Below are 23,163 nucleotides of genomic sequence, written 5' to 3'. Positions count from 1 at the left end.
GGTTCGGGTGACAGGCTTTATCTATAATCCATACTCTTTCCTCGAGATTTCTCCGATCAAGCCTGTCGACACGCAACCCCCATGGAGACAACCATGTCCGACGGAAATCAAGGCCCTGCCTGGTGGTTCGCCTGGGTGGGCCATACCAACACCAATCTCGGCATGGCCCGATTTCTCGCGGTCCCCGTTAGCTTTGTTGTCATCCTCGGGCTCGTGGCATGGTCAATATGGCCGTGAAGCCTTGGAGGATTCGGGCAAGACCTGATTCGCGCTATATCGACGAAGCCACGGGCAACTTGCGTCATCACGTCATCTGGTGGCGACAGGTGATCGACCCATCACCAGCCGTCACCAAGCGCGGCTGCTTGAAAAACCGATTGGTGTTTTTCCGAGTTCGATGGCAGTAAGTAAGCACCGTATTCGGCGGCTTGCGAGAGCCTCGGATCGCGGTGGAAACGGTGCTCGCGGGAGCCGGTCAAACCAGCCCCGTGGGCGGTGCCCTGGTCCTATCGCATCTTTCCCTCATTTTCCTCCGCGGGATCGAAGTTGATGTCCCAATCCTTGACCGGCTTTCTTCCTGGAGGTGTCTTATGTTCGGTCGCGTCCTCTGAGCCTGTTATCACGGTGGGCTTAGCGCTATGCACCCCCGTGGCCTTGCGATCAGCGACGGACTTGGCAAATTGACCCTTGGCGTCCTTCTCGATGTCCGACATGTCATTCGCCTTTCTGCTTAAGGCCGTCGGAGATCTTCTTGACCTCGGGATCGGCGTTGGTTTCACCGTTGGCATCCTTGGCCGTGTCGGGATTGTCCTCGGCGCGAAGGTAGCCAGGCGGGATATTTTCACCGCGGTCCTTCCCATCGGGGCGATTGGTCGGTGGTGCCGGGAGCACCTTCACTTTGCTTGCTCATACCCATTGTAAAACTCCTTGTGGTGTATGGGTAACCTCGCAAAACATCACTTGTTCCGGGTTGATCATGATGTTTGGTTTGATCCGAGAAAGACAATCTAGTGTCTCGTTCCTTTTCCAGCAGCGATTGAGAGTGTCGCGGCCTTCCAGGTTTTCCACGATGGCGACAAGGCCATTTTGGTCGCGGGAGCGGATGGGGACTTGGCGGGGGGCGGGGCTCGCTCGCGCCATCAACCAATCTCCCCGCTTACGCGACGGCCACGAACCGAACGTCCCCAATTAAAGACGCCAGGACAGGAACGATCAGGCGACCAATAAGTTTAGTGGTCTCAACTCGCCAAAGGAGCACCATCAAAATGAGAACCGCCCTCGCCATCGCTGGACTTGCAATCCTATTTACTTCGCCCGTCCTCGCCCAATCCGCGGCCGAAAAGACTGGGGTCAACTCGGTCATGGGCGTTGCTCCAAGGACCGAGGACTTCGTCACCGAGGTGGCGAGCTCCGACATGTTCGAAATCGAATCCAGCAAGCTTGCCGTCGAACGCTCGCAGGACGCCGCGACGAAGACATTCGCCCAGCAGATGATCAGCGATCACATGAAGACGTCCGCGGAGCTGAAGGCGATGATCGATGGTGGCAAGGTCAAGGCCGCGATCCCGAGCGCGATGAGCTCGGCGCAGCAGAGCATGCTGGACGATCTGAAGAAGCTCAACGGGGACGATTTCACCAAGCGGTACCACTCGGATCAGGAAGATGCTCATGAAGACGCCGTCGATCTTTTCAAACGGTACGGCGATGAAGGCGAGAACGCGGAGTTGAAGGCATGGGCCGCGAAAACCCGACCCGCGTTGGAACATCATCTGACGATGGCCAAGGACTTGAATAAGTAGTCTCGGTTATCGGATTCAAAACGCCGTGGACCAGGAAATCCACGGCGTTTTGGTATCGACGCATTCGAGCGCGTCATTCGTTCCATCGCGACGCAGCGTTCGATGGTACAGTTTAACCTTCGCCTCCAGGCTCGACGCCGTTGGAACCGGTCCCTGGGAATGCCAGACGTGACGATGTGCACTCCGTCGCACGCGTGCCAATGATGTAGGTCCCGTTGAAGGCGAACCACTTCACGGAGGGCGGGTTGTCACCAGGACGCAAGCGGCCAGCGCGGCGGCGATCCGGGCATTTCGATTGGGCAAGCAGTCACTGGCTCCCTGGGCCCTCGCCGTCTTCGACGGCTCCTTTTGCGGGAGTACCCAGCGCTTCCGACGACGGAGTTTTCCTCAAATCGCCCGTGGCCGAAGGCGCATCCGGATCGGCATCGTCTCCACGCACTGCCGAACGCAGTCCTTTCGCGGCTTTTTTCGCCAGCTCCTCGCGCCGCTCGTCGGCGCCATCCGAGACGCGGCGATCGTCGGTTGCGGCCTGTTTCGATCCAGTCATCCTATATCTCTCGTCTGTTTGAGGAGGGATGCTTTGCAAACCGCGCTGGCACTCAAAGGTTCCGTCAGGCGTGGTCCGGCGCGCTTGCCCCTTCCCAGTCGAGCCCCGAGAGCGGCAGCGACCAGGCCGGGCTCGGCCTCAGTATTGCCATGGTCCGGTTAAGACCACTGACGTTGAACGCCGTCGACACTCGGACCGCGACGGGAATTCCTCCTCGGAAGGGCGCATTCGGCACGAAAGTCCATTCGATGTCAGATTCGGATGGCCCCGGTTTCAAAAGCCTGCCCGACGATTAGCGCGATAGGCGTCTTTTATTGGGAACAACACGAGGTTTTCGAGGTTCATGGGGTTCCACAACGAAAGGAAACACCCTGTGCTCGGGGAGCCGGCTCCGGTGAAGGGCGACCCCGGCGGCAAGTCCTACCGATCGTTGTGAGCGACTTTTCCAACCCGCCTAGAAATGTATAGGAAAGCTTATGAAAAAGGTTCGAAATCCGATTAACGCATCGCGACAGCGTTCTGGCCTGGAACGGCCGACAGAGGATCCCGGCGCGCGGGAAGGCCTGGCCCCCGCGCCCAATGAAGGGGAGATGACGTCACCTAGCGAGCCTAGCGTGTTCAAGAGCGACGATGAAACGGTATCTGTCCACGAGCGAGAGCGCAACGAGTGGATTAGCAAGCGAGCCTACTCGTTGTGGGAGCAAGCGGGCCGTCCCGAAGGGCGCCACGTCGAGCATTGGGAGCAGGCAGTTATCGATTTCAAGGAAAAAGGAAACGTTGACGGGGAAGACGCTCCAGACGGGGTTGGCGCGCCCGGCTCGTCAGGGACGTCGCGCGCCACATAGCAGCCACCGCCGCCGGGGGCGGGAGGTCGCTCACGAAGGTGGTATTGATTGCATGCTGCGCGGGCCTGTGTGCGACGGTCGGCAATGAGGGTGCTTGGTGTTTTAGGGCCGGGTGGATCGCTACCTCACCCCAAGGGGAGTTTCTTCCGGGAGACCCTCGACTGGCTGGCCCAGGGGATATCCGTCGAGGAGAACAGATCTTCACGGCCGCGGATTGCTCCTCTTGCCACGCCACTCCCTGTCAAACCGACCGCCTTCACCTTGGAGGCGGGCTAGCCTTGGCGTCGACCTTCGTTACATTCAGGCCTCCGAACATCGGCCGACCCGATTGATGGAATCGGAAATTGGGACGTCTCGGACTTGGCGAACGCACTGGTGGCGGGGATCTCCCCCACCGGCGCTAATTACTATCCGGCCTTCCCCTACACCAGCTATACGTCGATGACACCGGGCGACATACGCGACCTTCATGCCTATCTCAGGATTGTTCCCTGGGTTAAGGGCCGCGCTCCACCGCATCAACCGAGCCTTCTCTTCGCGATCAGGAGGTCCGTCGGAGCATGGAAGCTTCTTTTTTCAGTAAGGGTCGCTCCGCCGCCCCGCCAGCCAAGCCGTGCGGCCGTCCGTCACGGATTGACGCAACGATCGAAACCATCTCCGGGCCATAAAGCCACCAGCCATCCAGGAAAGTCGGGCCTTGCCCACCTCGTCCGTCGCCATGACATGTGGGCAGCCGAACCAAGTATAAAGGCGCTTGCCTCGGCTCAGGTTATAAGCGTCGTTTTCGTATGGTTGGCCGCGCGCGAAGTCTATCTCGGGCGGCGCTCCACTTATGCCGTTCGGCATCAGCCTGAAACCGTCCAGTTCGGAATTAACGGGCGGATCGAGCCGGAACCTTCTGCCTTCGTCGATCCAGCCCATCACGCCGGCGCCTATGATAAGCGCGGCGGCAACACCCGACCAAGCGATGACATGCGACCAAGTGACGGCATGCCGGATCGGCGAACCTTGATCACGACAGTCCACGGGTTGATCGCGATCGCCGCGTGGAGCGCGCGCCACGCCCGAAAATCCTCGGCGGGCTGGGCGCCACGTCACGAACAAGGCCACCCAGCAGCATCGTAAGCCCGTTTATAAGCCTGGAAGATGTTATGATCATCCTTCTTAATCTTCACGTTAGTCGCGAGGTTTCTCCGAGGATCGGGTGACCGTGACAGGAAGCAGCTTGTAGGACGGGGTTTTGGACTTTGGGTCATGGTGGTCCAAGGGAAATAGCGGGTTGGCCTCCGGAAAATAGGCGGCGCAAGAGCCTTTCGGGATGTCGTACTCGACAATTCGAAGCCCGTGGATCATGCGTTTGCTTGATAGGTCGATCGCGGTGACAAGATCGACCGACATCCCGTTCTCAAGACCAAGGGCCGCGATGTCGGCGGCATTCATGAATACAACTCGCCTTGTCCCATCCACGCCCCGAAAGCGATCGCTGTAGCCATACACGGTCGTATTGAATTGATCATTGGACCGAAGAGTGGCCAGGTGAAGAACGTCGGTCCGTCCCTGCGTTGACAGGTCCGGGAAAAGCCTCCGCGGCGTCAAGAAATTCGCCTTGCCGTTCGCGGTGACCCACTTTCGTTCGCGCGCCGGAACGGGTCGAGGAAATCCTCCCGGCTTGAAAAGCCGCTTGTTGAAGTCCCTGAAGGTTTCGGGATATGTCTCCTCGATCGCATCCCTGATCTTGGCGTAGTCGTTTGTCCACTCGTCCCAAGGAACGCTATCTGATCGCAACGTGGCCTTGGCCAGCCCCGCGATGATCGCGGGTTCCGAGAGCAGCTCCCCGCTCGCCGGTTTCATTTTGCCAACGGAGCCGTGGAAGTGAGCGATCGAACTTTCGATCGACACGGCCTGGGGACCCGTGGCCTGTTGATCGATCTCGATCCTGCCCAGGCAGGGCAAGAGGTACGCGATCTCTCCGTGGATGACGTGGCTTCGATTGAGTTTCGTCGCGATCTGCACGGTCAGTCGCATTTTTCGCCAGGCTCGTTCCATTGCGTCGGTTTCCGGCGCCGCCCTCAGGAAATTGCCTCCGAGACCGAGGAAGGCGCGCGCCTCCCCTCCCAGGATCGCCTGACAGGTCTCCACTGTCGTGCGGCCAGTCCATCGAGGCGGTTCGAAGTGGTAGAGCTCGGAGAGCTTGTCCAAGGGTACCAGACCTGGCTTCTCGGTTATGCCCACGGTTCGTTGCCCCTGCACATTGGAGTGTCCCCTCACCGCGCATATGTTCGCGCCGGGCTTTCCGATGTTGCCACGAAGCAAGGCTAGATTGGCAACCATGTGGACCGTCTGAACGCCCATGAGATGTTGAGTGAGACCCATCCCGTAGACGAGTAGAACCGCCTTGGCGTTAGCGTATATGGTCGCGGCCTGCTCCATCTCTTGACGTGAGAGACCTGAGATTTTTTCCAGTTCGCTCCAGTCATGGCCGCGAGCCGCGGCGGAGAATTCCTCGAAGCCCGCCGTATGCTCCGCTATGAAGTCGTGATCCAGCACATGTTTTTTATCCACGGCCGCCATCGAAGCCGCGAACGCTACCATCGCGGCGTTCGAGGGATCGGCGGGTTGACCGTCATTTCCCGCCACTTTTGTCCTGGTTTCGGCGCGAAGGGCATCGTCCGCCTCGATCAAGGCCTTGCATATGCCAAACAGCGCCGCGATATCTCCTCCGTTGCGCACCTGATGGTAGTTCGACGAGATCTTGGTTTCAGGGCCGCCTAGCATTTGCGTCGGCGATTGCGGGTTCACGAAGCGCTCAAGCCCCCTTTCTCGAAGCATGTTGAAGGTCACGATCGAGACGCCTCGATCGACCGCGTCCTGCAGGTCATGAAGGAGCCTCGGCGACGATGTCCCAACATTCTGGCCGATGTAAAATATGCAATCGGTGTTTTCAAAGTCCGACAGGATCGCTGTCCCGACGGAGGCGCCGATACTTTCCGGCAGCGCTACCGACGAACTCTCGTGGCACATGTTGGAGCTGTCGGGCAGATTGTTGCTGCCATAGATGCGCGCGAACAACTGATACATGTAGCTCGCCTCGAGGGAGGCGCGGCCCGAGGTGTAGAAGTCGACTTGCCTTGGCTCGAAGCCCCGGAGCTCCTTGCCTATTTCCTCGAATGCTTCCTTCCATGAAACCGGGACATACTTGTCCGTCGAAGGATCCCAGCGCATCGGATGGGTCAAGCGACCCTGCTCCTCGAGATCGTGATCGCGCCATCGCTCAAGCTCGCTCAATGTGTGGGATGCGAAGAATGCCCTGTCAGCTCGGCGATCGGTGATTTCCCATGCGGTCGCCTTTGCTCCATTTTCGCAGAACTCGAGAGGATGGGTTTTCGCGGGCTTGGCCCATGCACAGCTCACGCACATGTAGCCTTGCGGCTTGTTTTGCTCCGATAGCCTTCTAGCGCCTAAGGCAACCTTGCGCTCCCGGAGCAACATTTCGGCGACGGATTTGGCCGATCCCCAGCCTCCGGCGGGTCCTCCGTAACGCTTGATCTTGGGTGGATGGCTTGGTTTCGCAGACATGGCGGTCCCTCTTTTGTCGGCAAACCACGAAACGTGCCGTTTGTTCCCGATGGTCATGGGGTGGTCCGCGTATCGAAGCCGGGGCGGCTCCACGCAGCCTCGCTCGATGGTAAGATTGGCCGACAGACGAGCGGGAAGCGTGCCTAAACTAACGTTGGGCCGTGGAACGTAACCACACCAGTCCCGTGGAACTATCCTTCATGAATGGTGTTGGGACTTGCCACGCCAGCGAAATATTCCTGGCTGCTGACTGTTTAACCACTGGAGAGAAGCCTAGTGCGACGGCCCGCCCTGAGACTGTTTGTCGAAAAACGTGTCTTGATCGTTGAAGACGAGTATTTCCTAGCCGATGAGACCCGGCGAGAACTGGAAAGCAATGGGGCGGTCGTCGTGGGGCCGGTGGGAACTGTCGGCGCCGCCTTGGAGTTGCTCGAAACGGAACAGGTCGACGCCGCCATACTGGATATCCATCTCGCCGACGAACTCGTGTTCCCGGTCGCCGAGGAACTTGAACGACGAGAAATTCCCTTTGTATTCGCCACGGGATACGACCCTTCGATCCTGCCCTTGAAGTTTACCGGTTTCGCGCTTTGCGGGAAGCCAACGGAACTCGGCACCATCGCCGAGGCTTTGTTCGGCAATGGTCCGGTGGACCTTCACTGACACCGTCTATCCGAGCATGCCGGCCAGGCGCGCGCGGGCGCGGCTCACCCTGCTCTTGATGGTGCCGACAGGAACGTCGCAACGCTCGGCGGCGAGTTCGTAGCTCATCCCCTGGATCAGCACCAGATCCACGACCAAGCGAAAATCTCGCGGCAGCGTGTCAATGGCCCGCTCCAATTCATGGGCTCGCAGCTCCCAATCCTGGGTCGGTGGTGACCAAACCTCGCCAGCGCAGTCATCCAGGCCGCCGACCTGTTCCCTCCTTGAGAGCTTGTACCTCGTGCAGAAGGTGTTGCGCATTATCGTGAAAAGCCAGGAGCGAAGGTTGGAACCACGCTGGAACCGGTGCGAACTCCCGATTGCCTTCGCCAGGGTTTCCTGAACAAGATCGTCGACCTCGCTCGCCCCCCGATGAAATCGCCGAGCGAATTGCTGTAACGCGGGCAGAATTACCATGAGTTCGGCTTCAGTGAAGCCAGTCGCGCGATCATCCAACATTGTTGCTCTCCCTTGTCGGGTGAACATCCCTTGCGGACAGTCGTTCCATCGACACGGCGTTTCGTCTCCGACCGTACGGACAGGCGCGCGCTGTGTCGGTGATTTCGAGCGGTCATCGCGGGGTTGCCGGAGACACCGCCACGGCTTATTCGCGAGGCGACGATCTTCCAGCCAAGTCAGGGGTTTGATCGCCCCTCGCGCATCGCCTCGCAGATTTTCAATAGCAGGGGGAGCTTGGATAGCTGATCCAAATCGACAGACAGCTTTGGCTTCCAGTTCGGGTAACTGTCGCTCGTGCCGGGAATGTTGGTTGGGCGCTTTTCGTCAGTCATGTCGGCCAACCGAACAGCGGCGAGCATCGAGGAGGTCTTGGCGATGAATTCGTGCGCGCTCACGACCAATTCCTCCAACTTTTTGTCGTTGGTGGTCACCGCTGGCGGATCAGCGGGCGGGTGCGTGCCGGTAATGTCCAGCGCGTTCTTGAGATCCTCCCGTTCGTGACGCCGCTCCTCGACATGGGCTTTCGTCACATCCGGGGGGACGATGCCATGTCGCAGTCGCGCTTGAATATCGGCGCCACGCCACCAGCCAGCCAACGTTTGATGATCATGGGTCGAAATGCACGCGATAGACAGCCGAGGATAGGCGTCGGCGGGCTTGAAGCCGTGCTCTCCACGCTCGTAGGACAAAATTCGGTAGGATAAAACTCCAGCCGCGGCCAGATCTTCCCGAAGGCCGTCGGGGAGCACCCCAAGATCTTCCCCGATGACGATACACCGAAACCTTTTGGAGGTCTCGGCCAGAATTCGCAGCAGTTCATCTCGCGGATAGTCGACGTAAGCGCCCTGATCCGGCGTGCATTCGATCGGCACGAGAAACAGACGTCGGAGCGCCGCGGCGTGATCGATCCTGATGGCTCCCGCGTAGCGCATCGCCGAGGACAGCATGCGCCGAAAAGGCGCCTCGCCTCCTGACGCCATGGCGGCGGGATGAAAGGCCGCCAGATGCCAATCCTGTCCTTGCGTCGCGAACGGGTCAGGGGGGCTTCCGATGGTCGCGTCGGAGATGTAGGCGTCGCGCTCACCCCAGGTTGCCGACCCATCGATCGCCTCGCCGACAGCCAGATCGAGATAGAGGCCAATCCGGAGACCCTCTTGGCGCGCGGCCCGCGCGGCAGTCATCAGTTGCCGATGCGCATGCCATTGCAGCCACATGTGAAAGTCGATTGTTTCGGCGTGTTCCTTGGCGAAAACGGCAGCCTCGGAGCTGGTGGCGCGCTGGTAATGGACCGGCCATGATTTCCATCCCGTACCCCGTCCGAGCCCGCCCATGTGGGACGACAGGGTTTCAAACATGGCGTGCCGTCGAAGACTTTCACCTCCGTCCTCGACGAAAGCGTCGAAGGCCCGCCATTCATCCGCCAACTCGCCCCTCGCCGCCTGGAATTTTTTCCATAGATCACGCAACACCTTGATCTTCGTCTCGGCGACGCCGACATAGTCCACGAGGTCGGTTTGCCTTAGCGACTCCAACCTCGCGTCCAGTTCTGGGCTGCTTTCAAAACCCGTTATCTTGTCGGCCGCTATGTACAACGGATTGAGCATTTGCCGGTTCGATGGTTCATAGGGACTGCATCGATCCGGGTCGGCCAGGAACGGCGCATGCAGTGGATTAAGGCCGACGAAGTCAGCGCCCTGGGAAGCAGCGATCGTGATCATTTGAACAAGATCGTCGAAGTCGCCCATGCCCCAGTTGCGCGCCGAGCGAAGCTCATAGAGCTGCAGGCTGATCCCCCAGACCCGCTTTCCCTCGAGAAAGCCGGGCAGAAACGACTTGGGAACGATCTTTTCCACCACTTGCCTTGGTGTGGGCTTGGGGGCGGTTTGGCGGGCGGGGTCGGTCTCGACCCCTAACGCGGCCAGAATTTTTCGCTTGGTGGCGTCCGTGATCGGCACCTCCACATTCTCCGGGCTCGGCCTTGTGAGGCTGATCCCGTGTTCTCGCGCAAGCTGGTCAAGATTCGGTTCCATTATTTTTCTTTCTGGAATACGCTCTCGCATCTCAATTGGCCGCCGGACTAATGATGGCTGTCACGGCCCATGGCCCGAAAATCTCGTCGGTGGCCGCACCACGCGAGAAAATGACTTCGCCAGAGGGTGGTGATGGCGGTGTTCCTGTCTTATCCGAAAGGTTCGCGAGCAGACGTAGCGTTGACCCATTGTTCAGCACCCACTCGGCAACGGTCATGCTCCCATGTCGGTGGTGCCTTCCCACCCCGCCACCGGTCCCCTTGAGCAAGGGAACAATCCGTTGATGCCGCAGCGTGAGAAGTGACCGATAAAGCGCGAGCATTTCCAGCGCTTGTGGTTCGGCGAGCCTGGACCAGTCGAGCCTGGCCATTTCGAACGTCGACATCGCGGTCGGATCGAGAAGCTCATCGGTGTCGAAGCCGGGAAGACGAGACAGCTCCTTTCGGCGTCCCTCCCTCACCTTTCCGTTCAATTCTTCATTGAAATCACAAAAATATGGAAACGGCTCGCGCGCGCCCCATTCCTCGCCCATGAACAGCATAGGGATCTGTGGCGACAACAAATAGAGCGTCGCGATGGCCTTGAGCCGGTCGAGCGGCCGGTATGTGATCATGCGGTCGCCGAGCGCCCGATTCCCAATCTGATCATGATTTTGAATGAAGGAAACGAAGGCGGTCGGTGGTAGGTCGCGTGTCGGCTTGCCGCGATTTCCGCCACGATATGGCATATGTTCGCCTTGAAACACGAAACCCTGCGCGAGCGCCCGCCCGAGCTTGTCAGGCTCATCGGCATAATCCTGATAGTAGCCGAACGTTTCGCCTGTCGCCGCGATGTGCAGCACATGGTGCATATCGTCGTTCCACTGAGCGGTGAATAAGGTGGCGCGTCCAGTCTCGTCGCGCTTTAGGAGATCGCTGTCGTTGTCTTCGTTCTCGACGACGAGGTGAACATGCCGTTTGTCGGCCGCCCACCGAACACGGCGCGCAAGCTCGTGCAAAAGATGTTCCTCGCTGTCGTCCTTGATGGCGTGCACGGCGTCAAGACGCAAACCGTCAAGGCGAAATTCCGTAATCCAAAAAATCGCGTTCTGAATCATGAATTCCCGAACGGCGGCCGAAGCCTCGCCGTCATAATTAAGACCGTTACCCCAGGGCGTCTTGTGATGTTCGGTGAAAAGCGGCGCGTAATTGGGAAGATAGTTTCCGTCCGGCCCGAAGTGGTTGTAGACGACATCCATGAAGATGCAAATGCCGCGTTGGTGAGCGGCATCCACCAGCGCCATCAAATCCTCCGGGCGGCCATAGGTGGCGTCGGGGGCATAGGGGAGGACGCCGTCATAGCCCCAGTTGCAGCGGCCAGGGAAGTCACTGACAGGCATGATTTGAATGGCGGTAACACCAAGGCTCGCCAGATGGTCCAGCTTTTCGATCGCGGCTCGGAACGTCCCCTGCGCGGTGAACGAGCCGATATGGGCCTCGTACAGAACGACTTCCTCCCAAGGCCGGCCCGGCCATGAATTCGTGTTCCATCGGTGGGCCTTCAGGTCGACGAGTTCACTTGGGCCGTGAACGTCGTGGGGCTGATGGCGCGAGGCGGGATCGGGGACCGCCGTTCCGTCCGGTAAAATGAACCTGTAGAGGTCACCGGGTCCCACTTCAGCGACGCGGCATCGATGCCAACCGTCATCATCCCGCTCCATTCGCCAGGGCTCACGGCCGTCGACGCTCAAGAGAACCTTATCCATGAAGGGGGCCCAAAGCCGAAACTCGACGCCGTCGTCAAGAAACCGAGGGCCAAAGGAATAATCCATCACGACATCACCTCGTTATCCAAATACATGTTGAAACCGACGCGGCACTCCCGCCCGACGTTCGACCAAGGTGGGCGACCGGACGTGCCGAGATCCTTGAGACGCGAAAAGACGATCACGTCCTCACCGTCCTTGCCCGGCCGTGGCGCCGGTTCTTGACGGGTGACCGGCCTTCGGGCGACCGACGCGTATCTCGGCTCCTTCGCTTTCCGGTGCTCGTGTTGGCGTCGAGCGTTGGCTGCATACTCCGCCAAACCCCGCAACGAGCTGTCCGATCGCTTCCGCCATCGCGTGCTCTTGCGAAATGTCCGCATGAAGCTGGATGGCTTGGCGCACACATCCCGGTCGCGCGCGAGTGCTCCGACCTCCAACCCTTCAGCGGCACGTGCCAACGCCGCGGCCCTCCCAATCGCCAGGCCGGCTCCGGTGACAAGCGCTGCTGGTGGCGTCATTTCTAGCCTCCAATAATGTAGATGGTCGTCAGGAACCCGTGACATTGATCCGGGTTCCCCGGCCGGGGGCGTTGGCTGGATGAACAAGACCTGATCCGTGATGCGACTGGAGCCGTTGGCGCGGCAGGATTGCGTTGAATGGACGGGCAAGCCCGGTTCCAAGTCGCGGGCCAGCGGCGATTGGAAAGTCAGCGCTTGGAATCCTCCGCGTTGCTGTCATGCAAGTACCTTGGCCACCACGGCGGCCTCCACGAATGCCCGTCGAGCGAGCTCCGGGCTGCCGTGGCGGGCGATGGCGTCCACGCAACGGCGCTTGGCGATCGCGTATTCCGGGTAAGTATTGGATGGCCAGCGGCGAAGAAGCTCCGAGAGTGCCGCGTCGGGGCCGCCTATCCGTTCGCGGAACCCTGTTCCTATCCTCACGAAAACGGGCGTCTCCCAGGTAACGTGGAAGTCCACGTCAATAATCCTTTCCATGAGGGGCTCCTTTCTTGACATCTTTGCCTACAAACCACGCCCGGGCCGCCAAGTTCCTCCACCGGTCGGTTCGTGCGCTAACGGACACGAGCCATCCGGTTGGGAACCCGTGGCGAAAGCCAGGGTTGGGTGGGTGCAACCAAAACACATGGAGATCGAAAATGTTCTATACTGACGGGAAACTGCAATTCCCCGCGTTGAGACGCCCGACCCGCAATTCGCGCGAGCCTTGCAGCAGGCGATCGGCGGGGTTGAGGGAGAAATTCGCGTCGCCATGCAGTACTTTTTCCAGGCCTGTGGAGCCCGTGGCAATCCAAAGTTCCGCGACCTCTTGATGAACACGGCCGCGGAGGAGCTGGGACATATAGAGATGCTGGCGACCGCCGTCGCGCTCAATTTGGAAGGGGCGCCGGTCTCGGTCAAGGACGAGGTCGCGGCGGACCCGGTGGCGAGCGCGGTGCTCGGCGGCCTCAACATGAAGAACCTGCTGTCGGCTGGGCTTTCCGCGATGCCCGTCGATTCCGACGGCGTCCCGTTCGATATGTCGCACATCTACGCCAGCGGGAACATCGCGGCCGACATGACCGCGAACGTCGCGGCGGAATCCACTGGGCGGGTACTAGCGGTGCGTCTCTTCAATCTGACAAACGACGCGGGCATGAAGGAAATGCTTTCCTACCTCATCGCGCGCGACACGATGCACCAGAACCAGTGGTTGGCCGCGCTCGAGGAGCTTGGTGGTCCCACCGGCGTTTTTCCAATCCCCAACAGCTTTCCCCAAGAAAAGGAACTTCAGGAATTCAGCTACACCTATCTCGGCTTTCAAGCCGACGGCAGCGCCCCGGCCACGGGTCGGTGGTCGGAAGGGCCATCGGTCGATGGCAAGGGAACGTACTCGATGCGATCTCTATCGCCGATGGGCGAGACACCCAATCTTGGATCCGCGAAGCCGAACAGCGGCGCGCAAGCCGAGCAACTTTGATAAAATGGCGGGCTTCGGCCCGCCCCGCCGGATGAGCGATGAAGGATATTTTTCAGCCTTTCTGTCTGCCTGACCGCGCTACCCGCCGCGACTTCCGATGACGCGCGCGAAGCAGGAATTCGCGCGAAAGGTCATCACGTCAAATCTGCTCGAGATGGATGCGGCGAAAGTCGAAGTCGCCAGGGGGCGAGCGAACGATGCCACGTTCGCCCAGGATATGCCGCGGAACCACGGCCAAGCAGCGACGCCGCTCTCGGAAGCCGCCAGGAGCGATGCTGTGACCGTCGCGCGATCGCTCGACTTGGAGCATGGAAAAACTCGACGCGTTACGAGCGAGCGACGCCGCTAATCTGGACCTGGCGTGTCTCTCGACGCAAATGATCGCTCATCAGCAGACATTCGAAATGTTCGAGGCGTATCAGAGGGACGGTCCGGAGACGGTTCCTTGAGGAACTCGCCATGCGATGATGCCGGACCCGCGCATGCATTTAGCTCGTGTCCAGGGATTAGCCAACACATAGAGATACTCACGACGTGTCGGCTCGCGCTGTTTGAGCCACCTTTGGGATTTAGTCATGAGGTAATAGTCGCGCGACTTGCCACGGGATTTTTTTGCTTCCGCGCTCGTCAACTCCTATTCCTTGATGAACATGAGCGTGGATAACGGCGGCAAATCGGCTTCGATCGAGAATGAACGACCGTGAGCGGGTACGGGTTGGCCCGTGGCATCGCGAGCGTCCATTCCCGATCCACCATAGACCACATCGTCCGTGCTCAGTATCCTACGCCACAAGCCATCCAAGGGCACGCCTATCCTGTAGGCGTGGCGAGGCACGGGAGTAAAGTTCGATACAACGAGGCAAGCGCTGCTCCGCGTCTTATCGTACCGGACCATGGCCAGGACGGATCGCTCGGAATCGTCGGCGACCGCCCACTCGAACCCATCCGAATTCAGATCGCCGTGCTGAAGGCTCGGAAAATGCGAATATACCCGATTCAGGTCCCTTACCAATCGCTGGAGCCCTCGATGACGAGGATCGTCGAGCAGATCCCATTCGACCGAACCCTCGTGGTTCCATTCACTTCGCTGGCCAATCTCGCAACCCATGAACAGCAGCTTTTTGCCTGGATGGCCCCACATGAAAGCGAACAGCGCTCTTAGATTAGCGAGTTTGCCCCATTCGTCGCCCGGCATCTTTCCCAGCATCGAGCCTTTTCCGTGCACCACCTCGTCATGGGAAAACGGCAACACGAACCGCTCGTCATATGCGTAGATCATGCCGAACGTCATGGAACCGTGGTGGTATTTTCGATAGACCGGATCATCCGACATGTAGTGAAGAGTGTCATGCATCCACCCCATGTTCCATTTCATGTCGAAACCCAGGCCTCCGTGGGCGGGCGATCCCGTCACTTTCGGAAAGGCGGTGGATTCCTCGGCAATCATCAACACGTTGGGATGGCGTTCGTGAACGACGCTGTTGAGGTGCTTGAAAAACTCGATCGCTTCCAGGTTCTCTCGACCACCAAACCGGTTGGGGAGCCACTCCCCTTCAGGGCGGCTGTAGTCCCGATAAAGCATCGAGGCCACCGCGTCGACGCGCAGACCATCGACATGATACCGTTCCAACCACTCGAGAGCGCTGGCGATCAGGAAGTTTTTCACCTCGGATCGTCCAAGATTGTATATCAGTGTGTTCCAGTCCCGGTGATACCCTTCCCTTGGGTCCTCGTGCTCGTACAGGGCGGTACCGTCGAAGCGGGCCAGTCCCCATACGTCGCTTGGGAAATGGGCCGGAACCCAGTCCAAGATAACGCCAATGTCGCTCTCATGGCATCGGTTGACGAAATATCCAAAGTCCTCGGGCGTGCCGTATCTTCCCGTGGGCGCGAAAAGTCCCAAGGGTTGATATCCCCACGATCCGCCGAACGGATACTCCATGATCGGCATGAGCTCGATATGGGTGAACCCCATCTCCTTGACATACGGCACCAGTCGTTGCGAAAGCTCGAACCAGTCGAGCGACCTTCCGCCGTCGGACATCTCCCTCAGCCAAGACCCTGGATGAACCTCGTAGATCGAGATCGGCCGATCCATGACATCCGTCGTCGCGCGTTTCTCCATCCATGAAGCGTCGCGCCACCTGACAGGTTCCGGCGATGCGACCACGGAAGCGGTGGAAGGGGCGGCCTCGGCACTGCGTGCTACTGGATCGGCTTTCTGGGATAGCAGGTTGCCGTGACTGTCGACAATCTCGAACTTGTAGCGCTCGCCGACGGTCAAGCCAGGAATGAAGAGTTCCCAAACCCCTGCTTCACGCCTTAGTCTCATTGGATGTCTGCGACCGTCCCAACTGTTGAAATCCCCCACGACGGAGACCCTGCGCGCGTTCGGCGCCCAAACGGCGAAGCGGACGCCCTCGACGCCGTCGACGACAAGCGGGTTGGCGCCAAGCGCCGACGAAAGGCGGTAATGAGTGCCCTGCGATATCAAATGCAGATCGAGATCACCCAATAGCGGTGCGAAGCTGTAGGGATCCTCCGTCTCTTGTGAGCCTTGAGGCCAGATAATCCTCAGCCTGTATGATGCTCCGCCCTCCAGGGCCGCCTCGAACAATCCGCCGGCGTCAACCAGCAACGACACCGCCAAGACCGATCCGTCGCCACGATCAAGCAATTCGACGCCTAGCGCTCCAGGAGCAAAGGTACGGATTTTTACCTTGCCGTCCAGCGCCGGGTGAGGTCCTAGAACCGCGAAGGGGTCGCCGTGCCTGCCCTCGACGATCGCGGCGAGTTCGCCTGGATCTAGATCCGATGTCATCACCACCTCGGTCTCCATCATGCGCGATCTCCCCGCGAAGGTGAAACGATTTTCGAAAATCCAAACAATGGTATTGGCAGCCATTTTGGTCGATTGCGCGCTTCGTAGGCGATTTCATAGGCTGCCTTTTCCAGGAGGAAAATGTCGAGAAGCTCGCCGACTGTTTTCGGATCGCTCGGCAGCTCCGGTGACGCCGAAAGGGCTCGGGTATAGTTTTCAAGGAACGCTTTCTCGGCGGAGCCTCCGAACCGACTGATGACTAGCCGCCGACGCTCGTCGTGATGATCGGACACCGCGTCGTTCTCCAGGGTCGCCGTCGCCACGAGGTAGTCGAGCGAACGCAGCAGGCCCGCCGCGTCCCGCAGTGGGCTTGTCTTGGCGCGACGTTCGGCGAGATTTCGCGCTGGTTCGCCCTCGAAGTCGATGATGACAGCGTCGCCCTCCGACACCAGGATCTGCCCGAGATGGAAATCGCCGTGCGCGCGTGTCAACAACGTTGCCGCGGATTTCTCCGAACGCTGGGCGGCAAGCTCGAGAATCTGCTCCTTGCGAGAGAGTAAGTCGCGAACGCCTTCGTCGACCGCGTTATCGCCAGTGTCGCCCAGTTCCCGCAATTTCGAGAAAGCGTACGCGATCTCACCGGTGACCGCTGTCTTGATGGTATCGATGTCAGTCGACGAGGCGTGTCGTGGCGCGAACGATTGGTCATCGGTCGGTTTGGCCAGGAGCACGTGCAGCTCACCAAGGCGTTGGCCAATCATGGCAACGAAATTGAGGAGCGGGTCTAGCTGGTCGTCGGCAAGATCCAGGCCGGCTTCCGTGGTCGCCACCTCGTCCGCGATCCGCCTCAGATTGGCCAGCATCCAGTTCCACGCGTCGCCTTGATTGCGGATCGCGCCTTGAACCACGACGAGGGTCGACCGTCGACCTTCTCCATCGGTGCGAGCGACCTCGCCAAGAAGGGGCGCGGTATGTTCATAGCCTTGCTCTGTAAGAAAGCGGGTCATCTCGACTTCGGGGTGAATACCCTCGAACACGTGCCTGATGAGCTTGATCATCGCGACGTCGCCGATGATGAGCGAACTATTGGACTGTTCGGCCGAAAGCCACCTGATTTCCATTTCGTCGGTGATCTCGAGGCGGTCAAGATGCTCGGTGCCAATATATTCGATCGTACCGGAACGACCGGTAATCATCGATCTGTTTTTCAGGCCCTCGATTATCCCTCGCCCCATGGATTCCACGGTAAAGCCGTCCGTCAGAAATCCGACACGCCGCCCCTGTCTAATCCTTGCCAAGGCAAGCTGCTGGCCAAGGATGTTGGTCGTTGCGTCGTCCCATTCCACGGCGAGTGGAAGTTGATAGCTCTCGACGTGATCAGGTAGGACGGCTTCCAGCTCGCCGAGCACGACGCCATCGGCGAAGGGGATCGGGGTGGCTGAAACCAGCCTTGCCGATTGAAGCGATTGGTCCTTGGCGCCAAACCAACGCCGTCTGGATAGATATGCTGGAAGGATGTCGCCGCTCAAAACCCGTTCGTGCCGGGGTTCGTCCACGAGCTCCGTGAGGCTTCGGCGTATGACGACCGTGTGAAAATCTGGAAGTTGCTCGGGCGGAGCGGTGCGCCACGCTGGACCGTCCGATTGATCGGTGAGTTGAAACCAGAAAAAGCCATATGGCGGCAGCGTCAGAAGATAGGTGAGCTGTCCAATCGGCGGGAAAGGCGACATGCCCGTCATTTCGACGGGCACTCTTCCCTCGAAGGTCGAGAGGTCGAGCTCGACGGCTTGGGGTACTCTCGACAGATTGGCGACGCACAGGATCACCTCGCCCGCGTATTCACGAAGATAGGCAAGGATGCGCCTGTTGTCCGGCGTCAGAAATCGGAGCGATCCCCTACCGAAGGCGGGGTGTCGGCCGCGCAGCGCCAGCATGCGCCGGGTCCAGTTCAACAACGAATGCGCGTCGGAGGTCTGGGATTCGACGTTGAGGGCCTCATAGCCATATTGAGCATCCGATACTGGCGGAAGGACCAGGCGCGCCGGATTGGCCTTGGAAAAGCCGCCATTGCGATCGGGAGACCACTGCATCGGTGTGCGAACGCCATCACGATCGCCGAGATAGATGTTGTCACCCATTCCGATCTCGTCGCCGTAGTAAAGCACGGGCGTGCCGGGCATCGACAGCAGAAGCGCGTTCATCAGCTCGATCCGCCTGCGATCGCGCTCCATCAGCGGCGCCAGACGGCGGCGGATTCCAAGATTTATGCGTGCCCTCTTGTCGGACGCGTAGGTGTCCCAAAGGTAATCGCGTTCCGCGTCCGTCACCATTTCGAGCGTCAATTCATCATGATTTCTGAGGAAGATCGCCCACTGGCAGGTGTCGGGGATATCCGGCGTTTGCCGCATGATGTCCGTGATCGGGAAACGATCTTCCTTGGCGATGGCCATGTACATGCGTGGCATCAGAGGGAAATGGAACGCCATGTGACACTCGTCGCCCTCTCCGAAATACTCGCGGGTATCCTCGGGCCACTGGTTTGCCTCGGCGAGTAACATGACGCCGGGATGGGTCTCGTCGAGAGCTGCTCGGATGCGCTTCAGGATCGCGTGCGTTTCAGGTAGATTCTCGTTGTTGGTCCCCTCGCGCTCGACCAGGTAGGGAATGGCATCCAAACGAAAACCGTCTATGCCGGTCTCAAGCCAAAAGCGCATCACTGACAAGAGTTCCTCCATCACGAGAGGATTGTCGAAATTCAGGTCGGGCTGGTGCGAATAGAAGCGGTGCCAATAGTACGCACCGGCCGTCTGATCCCACGTCCAGTTGGACTTTTCGGTATCCAGGAAAATGATGCGGGTCTCGGGAAACTTTTGGTCATTGTCCGACCAGACATAGAAATCGCGCTCCGGACTATCCGGAGGCGCTAGCCTCGCCCTTTGAAACCATGGATGTTGGTCGGAGGTGTGGTTGATGACCAGCTCCATGATCACTCGAATATTGCGTTGATGGGCCGCTGAGACGAATTTGCGGAAATCGTCGATCGTCCCGTAATCGGAACTGACGCTGCCGTAGTCCGCGATGTCGTAACCATCGTCTCGTCTGGGTGAGGGAAAGAACGGCAGGAGCCATATGGCGGTCGCACCCAACGCCGCGATGTGATCGAGCTTCTCGAAAAGGCCTTGGAAATCGCCTATTCCGTCACCGTTGGCGTCGTAAAAGGACTTTATATGCAGTTGATAGATGATGGCGTCCTTGTACCACGAAGTGACGTCCGCGGTCTGCGTGGCGCTTGCGCCTATTGACACGTCGTCCATATCAAATCTCTCCTGTTTCGACGCGCCAGATAGCGAACGGCAAATGCGATGGATCGAGCCTGAGCGTCCGCCACTTCCCCGTTAGCGAGAACCGGCCGCCGCTGACCAAGTCTTCCACGTCGATCGTTCCACCGTCGTCCTTGCCCGATTTCCATAGGGGAATTTCAACAGTGCTTTCCTCCACGCCATGCGGGTTCAGGCAGATCCCGATAAGGAGAACGTTATGGCGGCCGGGCGCGGCTTTTTCGAAGAAGATCACATTTGGATTCGATGAGCTGAGAAGCGTGAGCCCAAGATGGGAATGGAGCGCGGAATTATCTCGTCGGATCCGGTTCAACATCGTTATTTCCGCCTTGATGTTGCCGGGGCGGTCATAGTCCCAGGCGCGGATCTCGTATTTCTCGCTGTCGGCGTATTCCTTGCGCTTGACGTCTGGTCGGCCCTCGCAAAGCTCAAATCCGTTGTAAACGCCCCACAGACCGGAAAGCGTGGCGGCCAGGGCGGCGCGAATGACAAACGCTGGCCGCGGGGCGTCTTGGAGAAAGTCCGGATTGATGTCGTGCGTGTTGACGAAAAAGTGGGGCCGAAAGTATTCCCGTGCCTCGGTCTGAGTGATCTCGAGCATGTACTGCTCGAGCTCCCACCGGCTGTCGCGCCATGTAAAATAGGTATACGACTGCGAAAAGCCCACTTTAGCCAGCCGATACATCACCTTGGGTCTGGTGAACGCTTCCGAAAGAAACACAACGTCGGGATGTCGGGCGCGAATGTCACCGATCAGCCATTCCCAGAAGGGAAACGGCTTTGTATGCGGGTTGTCCACGCGAAAGAGCTTGACGCCCTCGTTGACCCATAGTTGGACGATATCTCTCAACTCCTCCCAAAGCGCTGGCAAAGCGTCTCGCGCGTAGAAGTCGACGTTGACAATGTCCTCGTATTTTTTTGGCGGGTTTTCGGCGTAACGGATCGTCCCATCCGGCCGCCATTCAAACCAGCCCGGGTGCTCCTTGAGCCAAGGGTGGTCTGGTGACGCCTGAATTGCAAGATCCAACGCCAGTTCCAGACCCTCCTGCCTGGTTGCCGCGATCAACCGTCGAAAGGAATCGAACCCGCCAAGCCGAGGATGGATCGCATCATGCCCGCCATCCGCCGAGCCAATCGCGTAGGGGCTCCCCGGATCATCTGGCGCGGCCAAAAGACTGTTGTTTCGACCTTTCCGGTTCGTGCTTCCGATCGGATGGATCGGTGGAAAATAAAGGACATCAAATCCCATCGCGCGGATCGCGGGTAATCGAGCGATGACGTCGTCAAAAGTGCCGTGCCGGTTCACGTCTCCACTTTGCGATCGCGGAAACACCTGGTACCAGCTAGCAAACGATGCCTCCACGCGTTCCGCATCTATCAACGAAGGCGTTGACCGCACCCGGAATAATCGCGCGCCGGCTTCAAGCATCAGATCCGATAGACGAGATGACAAAAGCAGCCGCGTCTTCTCGGTTGCGTCCGCGTCATCGAGACTAGCAACGATCCCGAGAAGCCTTTCGCGCAGCGCGGGGTCGCTCGTCCCACCAGTCATCGCGGCGGTGGCTTTACCGACCAGGGTCTCTCCCTCGATCAGTTCCAGGGTGAGATCGAGACCGGCCTGCGCTTTCTTGGAGAGCTCATGGCGATATATGGCGAATGGATTCTTCCAGGCTTCAACGCAAAATTCAAACCGGCCAATCCTGTCCAGTCGAAACGCGCCGACCCATCGATCGTTGCCATCAAGCGCCAACGGTGCCCCCCGCCACGCATCATCGTCCACCGCTCGATACAGCAGGGCTGCCTCTATTCGATCGTGACCGTCGGCGAAAATGTCGGCTTGAACGGAGACCAAATCGCCGACGACCCGCTTGGCGGGAAAACGTCCGCCTTCGACCCTAGGCTCAATGTTTTCTATCGCGATTCGTGCTGATTGGTCTGTTGCCTTCCCCGGCGAGGTAACGATCTCATTCGCGATCACGGCGCTCGCGGCCGCGGGGAGCAACGCGACATCGCCGGGCGAAAGCACGCCGCTCGTGGCTTCTTGATCGGGAAAGAATGGCGGGGCGGCCCCCGATATGATGTCAATGGGGTACGAGGAAGGATTGCGAAGATCGCGGTTAATGGCGAGCAATTCCACATGCTTCGCCACGCGAAGATCCGCAGCGTCCGAGAGGGTGATGACGGTCACTCGAGCGGAAGTTTCATGGGCGAAAGGCGCGACCGTTTTTCGCGATGCCATCACCTCGTTGGCGTCTCTAACCGCGGCGGAAATATCGAACCCGCCGTTTGAACGCATCATATGCACGTTTTGGCCCGCGCCTCGGGTCGCGTCTTGTGGCAAGACGGCGCCGAATTCGAATCCCATGGGGATCATGATGCCGTCGCCAAGTCTCGCGGAGAGCCAGAGCGAGCGAAGGGACTTGCGCTGGCGTATCTCTTGGCTATCGGTTCCATGCGCGAGCCTGGTCGCGAACGGTGCTTCGGGAAAGGCGACTTGCATGCCAAGTCGCTGTTGCAAACGGTGTTCCTCTAGAAACCAGCCATCGCGCATGTTCCACCACGCGAGCGAGGAGAACACACCGTCGAAGCCAAGGTCCCGTAACTTTCCGCGAAAGGCGAAATCGGTGCCGGGCGTGTAAACCAGCCGCAACGACTGAGCCGTGCCCGTTGCCGATCGAGCAACGCGATGAAGATCCGCGTCGCTCAATGCATCAAGGCCCATGTAGCGAAATCCGGAGACGCCAAGGGAAGATAGCCGCGACACAACGTCGTTGAGGCCGTCTATATCGGGCGCTTTAACCGAATGCCGCCAAGGCGCGGATGGCGAACGTCGCGGATCGAGCGAACCCGGGCCATCGCCGAGGCTTGATCCGCTCGCGGTGAACGCGACATCCATCATGAGAGCGACGCCCCGCGATCTTGCGGCTTCACACAAAAACGCGGCGCTTTCTTCAACCCCACCCGTAAATCGTAACGCCGGATCGATGGAGCCGTAGTCGACGGAAGCAAAAATGCTTCCTCCCGGATCATGCCTTTGAAAAAATGGACCCGTCAGTACCGCGTTGAAGTTCAATGAGGCGGCATGATCGAACATGGCGAGCCAGCTCATCTCGTCGGGCATGTCGAGTGGATTGACATAATATATGCGGGGTCTCGAGCTTTCGGCGCGGCTCGGAGGTATCATCGGTGGTGTCTCCACGAGCGGGCGCGTTCAGCGCCAGGTTCCTTGACCAGAGCCATCGAAACTTCCAGACGATGTCCTTGTTCCTGGGGGAGGTTTGGAATTGTCGCGCTCGAAGCGATTCATGGCCTCGCCAAGGTGGTG

16 protein-coding genes and 3 pseudogenes are annotated in these 23,163 nt (G+C 59.2%); 6 read left to right on the top strand and 13 right to left on the bottom strand.

The window, feature by feature from the left end:
- Positions 1-93: 93 nt before the first annotated feature.
- The gene (locus ACVTFQ_RS26615) at positions 94-237 is read left to right on the top strand and encodes a hypothetical protein (RefSeq protein ID WP_162718232.1); all 144 of its coding nucleotides are present in this window, start codon (positions 94-96) and stop codon (positions 235-237) included.
- Positions 238-506: 269 nt separating this feature from the next.
- Here ACVTFQ_RS26615 and ACVTFQ_RS26610 read toward each other — a convergent pair whose 3' ends face one another.
- Together ACVTFQ_RS26610 and ACVTFQ_RS26605 are read right to left on the bottom strand one after the other, a co-directional pair.
- A complete protein-coding gene (locus ACVTFQ_RS26610) occupies positions 507-713 on the bottom strand; it encodes a hypothetical protein (protein WP_111564018.1) in 207 nt (68 codons plus the stop codon).
- A 1-nt stretch (position 714) separates the two neighbouring features.
- Positions 715-916, bottom strand: a pseudogene (locus tag ACVTFQ_RS26605) (hypothetical protein).
- 349 nt (positions 917-1,265) lie between these two features.
- On the opposite strand from ACVTFQ_RS26605, the gene ACVTFQ_RS26600 reads away from it, so the two are divergent.
- Positions 1,266-1,799, top strand: a complete 534-nt coding sequence (locus ACVTFQ_RS26600; protein WP_111564015.1) for a DUF4142 domain-containing protein — start codon at positions 1,266-1,268, stop codon at positions 1,797-1,799.
- A gap of 307 nt (positions 1,800-2,106) precedes the next feature.
- On the opposite strand, the gene ACVTFQ_RS26595 is transcribed toward ACVTFQ_RS26600, so the two are convergent.
- On the bottom strand, positions 2,107-2,346 hold the full coding sequence (locus tag ACVTFQ_RS26595) for a hypothetical protein (protein WP_470424243.1): 240 nt from the start codon (positions 2,344-2,346) through the stop codon (positions 2,107-2,109).
- A gap of 476 nt (positions 2,347-2,822) precedes the next feature.
- Here ACVTFQ_RS26595 and ACVTFQ_RS26590 point away from each other — a divergent pair, with 476 nt between their 5' ends.
- Positions 2,823-3,191, top strand: a complete 369-nt coding sequence (locus tag ACVTFQ_RS26590) for a DUF2934 domain-containing protein (RefSeq protein WP_470424242.1) — start codon at positions 2,823-2,825, stop codon at positions 3,189-3,191.
- 607 nt (positions 3,192-3,798) lie between these two features.
- Here ACVTFQ_RS26590 and ACVTFQ_RS26585 read toward each other — a convergent pair.
- Both ACVTFQ_RS26585 and ACVTFQ_RS26580 read right to left on the bottom strand, forming a co-directional pair.
- A pseudogene (locus ACVTFQ_RS26585) lies at positions 3,799-4,130 on the bottom strand (c-type cytochrome); the annotation flags it as partial.
- A 237-nt stretch (positions 4,131-4,367) separates the two neighbouring features.
- Entirely contained in the window at positions 4,368-6,767 is a 2,400-nt protein-coding gene (locus ACVTFQ_RS26580) for an FdhF/YdeP family oxidoreductase (RefSeq protein ID WP_470424610.1), read from the bottom strand.
- Between the two features lie 318 nt (positions 6,768-7,085).
- On the opposite strand from ACVTFQ_RS26580, the gene ACVTFQ_RS26575 reads away from it, so the two are divergent.
- On the top strand, positions 7,086-7,430 hold the full coding sequence (locus ACVTFQ_RS26575; RefSeq protein ID WP_283193703.1) for a response regulator: 345 nt from the start codon (positions 7,086-7,088) through the stop codon (positions 7,428-7,430).
- Between the two features lie 6 nt (positions 7,431-7,436).
- Here the strand turns inward: ACVTFQ_RS26575 and ACVTFQ_RS26570 are convergent, their stop codons facing one another.
- The 5 genes from ACVTFQ_RS26570 to ACVTFQ_RS26550 all read right to left on the bottom strand — a co-directional run bounded on the left by ACVTFQ_RS26570 (position 7,437) and on the right by ACVTFQ_RS26550 (position 12,697).
- Positions 7,437-7,928 carry a sigma-70 family RNA polymerase sigma factor gene (locus ACVTFQ_RS26570; RefSeq protein WP_470424241.1) on the bottom strand — a complete coding sequence of 164 codons (492 nt, stop codon included), beginning with the start codon at positions 7,926-7,928 and terminating at the stop codon, positions 7,437-7,439.
- 176 nt (positions 7,929-8,104) lie between these two features.
- Positions 8,105-9,958: a 4-alpha-glucanotransferase gene (gene malQ, locus ACVTFQ_RS26565; RefSeq protein ID WP_470424240.1), complete on the bottom strand. Its 1,854-nt coding sequence runs from the start codon at positions 9,956-9,958 to the stop codon at positions 8,105-8,107.
- A 31-nt stretch (positions 9,959-9,989) separates the two neighbouring features.
- Positions 9,990-11,768: a malto-oligosyltrehalose trehalohydrolase gene (gene treZ, locus ACVTFQ_RS26560; RefSeq protein ID WP_413394770.1), complete on the bottom strand. Its 1,779-nt coding sequence runs from the start codon at positions 11,766-11,768 to the stop codon at positions 9,990-9,992.
- Positions 11,768-12,220 (bottom strand): hypothetical protein, encoded by a 453-nt coding sequence (locus ACVTFQ_RS26555; protein WP_470424239.1) that lies wholly within the window; start codon positions 12,218-12,220, stop codon positions 11,768-11,770. Before ACVTFQ_RS26555 ends, treZ begins: the two co-directional genes overlap by 1 nt.
- Before the next feature lie 216 nt (positions 12,221-12,436).
- Positions 12,437-12,697, bottom strand: a complete 261-nt coding sequence (locus tag ACVTFQ_RS26550) for a DUF982 domain-containing protein (RefSeq protein ID WP_470424238.1) — start codon at positions 12,695-12,697, stop codon at positions 12,437-12,439.
- A gap of 161 nt (positions 12,698-12,858) precedes the next feature.
- On the opposite strand from ACVTFQ_RS26550, the pseudogene ACVTFQ_RS26545 reads away from it, so the two are divergent.
- Together ACVTFQ_RS26545 and ACVTFQ_RS26540 are read left to right on the top strand one after the other, a co-directional pair.
- Positions 12,859-13,679 (top strand): annotated as a pseudogene (locus tag ACVTFQ_RS26545) (manganese catalase family protein).
- Between the two features lie 97 nt (positions 13,680-13,776).
- Positions 13,777-14,028: a DUF4142 domain-containing protein gene (locus tag ACVTFQ_RS26540; RefSeq protein WP_313760645.1), complete on the top strand. Its 252-nt coding sequence runs from the start codon at positions 13,777-13,779 to the stop codon at positions 14,026-14,028.
- Positions 14,029-14,313: 285 nt separating this feature from the next.
- Here the strand turns inward: ACVTFQ_RS26540 and glgB are convergent, their stop codons facing one another.
- The 3 genes from glgB to ACVTFQ_RS26525 are packed head-to-tail and all read right to left on the bottom strand — an operon-like array spanning position 14,314 to position 23,022.
- Complete coding sequence (gene glgB, locus ACVTFQ_RS26535; protein ID WP_313760644.1) at positions 14,314-16,521, bottom strand: 1,4-alpha-glucan branching protein GlgB; 2,208 nt, start codon at positions 16,519-16,521, stop codon at positions 14,314-14,316.
- Entirely contained in the window at positions 16,518-19,814 is a 3,297-nt protein-coding gene (gene treS, locus ACVTFQ_RS26530) for a maltose alpha-D-glucosyltransferase (protein WP_470424237.1), read from the bottom strand. The genes glgB and treS overlap by 4 nt, the downstream gene beginning before the upstream one ends.
- A gap of 1 nt (position 19,815) precedes the next feature.
- Entirely contained in the window at positions 19,816-23,022 is a 3,207-nt protein-coding gene (locus ACVTFQ_RS26525; RefSeq protein ID WP_470424236.1) for an alpha-1,4-glucan--maltose-1-phosphate maltosyltransferase, read from the bottom strand.
- Between the last annotated feature and the right edge of the window lie 141 nt (positions 23,023-23,163).

It is taken from the genome of Rhizobium sp. O111 (assembly GCF_055616315.1).
This window is presented reverse-complemented; position numbering and strand designations above follow the sequence as displayed.

Coding starts and splice junctions, on each gene's coding strand:
- ACVTFQ_RS26590 (WP_470424242.1), top strand. CDS start 2,823: ATGAAAAAGGTTCGAAATCCGATTAACGCATCGCGACAGCGTTCTGGC.
- malQ (WP_470424240.1), bottom strand. CDS start 9,958: ATGGAACCGAATCTTGACCAGCTTGCGCGAGAACACGGGATCAGCCTC.
- ACVTFQ_RS26580 (WP_470424610.1), bottom strand. CDS start 6,767: ATGTCTGCGAAACCAAGCCATCCACCCAAGATCAAGCGTTACGGAGGA.
- ACVTFQ_RS26550 (WP_470424238.1), bottom strand. CDS start 12,697: ATGGAAAGGATTATTGACGTGGACTTCCACGTTACCTGGGAGACGCCC.
- ACVTFQ_RS26555 (WP_470424239.1), bottom strand. CDS start 12,220: ATGACGCCACCAGCAGCGCTTGTCACCGGAGCCGGCCTGGCGATTGGG.
- ACVTFQ_RS26600 (WP_111564015.1), top strand. CDS start 1,266: ATGAGAACCGCCCTCGCCATCGCTGGACTTGCAATCCTATTTACTTCG.
- ACVTFQ_RS26615 (WP_162718232.1), top strand. CDS start 94: ATGTCCGACGGAAATCAAGGCCCTGCCTGGTGGTTCGCCTGGGTGGGC.
- ACVTFQ_RS26595 (WP_470424243.1), bottom strand. CDS start 2,346: ATGACTGGATCGAAACAGGCCGCAACCGACGATCGCCGCGTCTCGGAT.
- ACVTFQ_RS26610 (WP_111564018.1), bottom strand. CDS start 713: ATGTCGGACATCGAGAAGGACGCCAAGGGTCAATTTGCCAAGTCCGTC.
- glgB (WP_313760644.1), bottom strand. CDS start 16,521: ATGATGGAGACCGAGGTGGTGATGACATCGGATCTAGATCCAGGCGAA.
- ACVTFQ_RS26540 (WP_313760645.1), top strand. CDS start 13,777: ATGACGCGCGCGAAGCAGGAATTCGCGCGAAAGGTCATCACGTCAAAT.
- ACVTFQ_RS26525 (WP_470424236.1), bottom strand. CDS start 23,022: ATGATACCTCCGAGCCGCGCCGAAAGCTCGAGACCCCGCATATATTAT.
- ACVTFQ_RS26570 (WP_470424241.1), bottom strand. CDS start 7,928: ATGTTGGATGATCGCGCGACTGGCTTCACTGAAGCCGAACTCATGGTA.
- treS (WP_470424237.1), bottom strand. CDS start 19,814: ATGGACGACGTGTCAATAGGCGCAAGCGCCACGCAGACCGCGGACGTC.
- treZ (WP_413394770.1), bottom strand. CDS start 11,768: ATGGATTATTCCTTTGGCCCTCGGTTTCTTGACGACGGCGTCGAGTTT.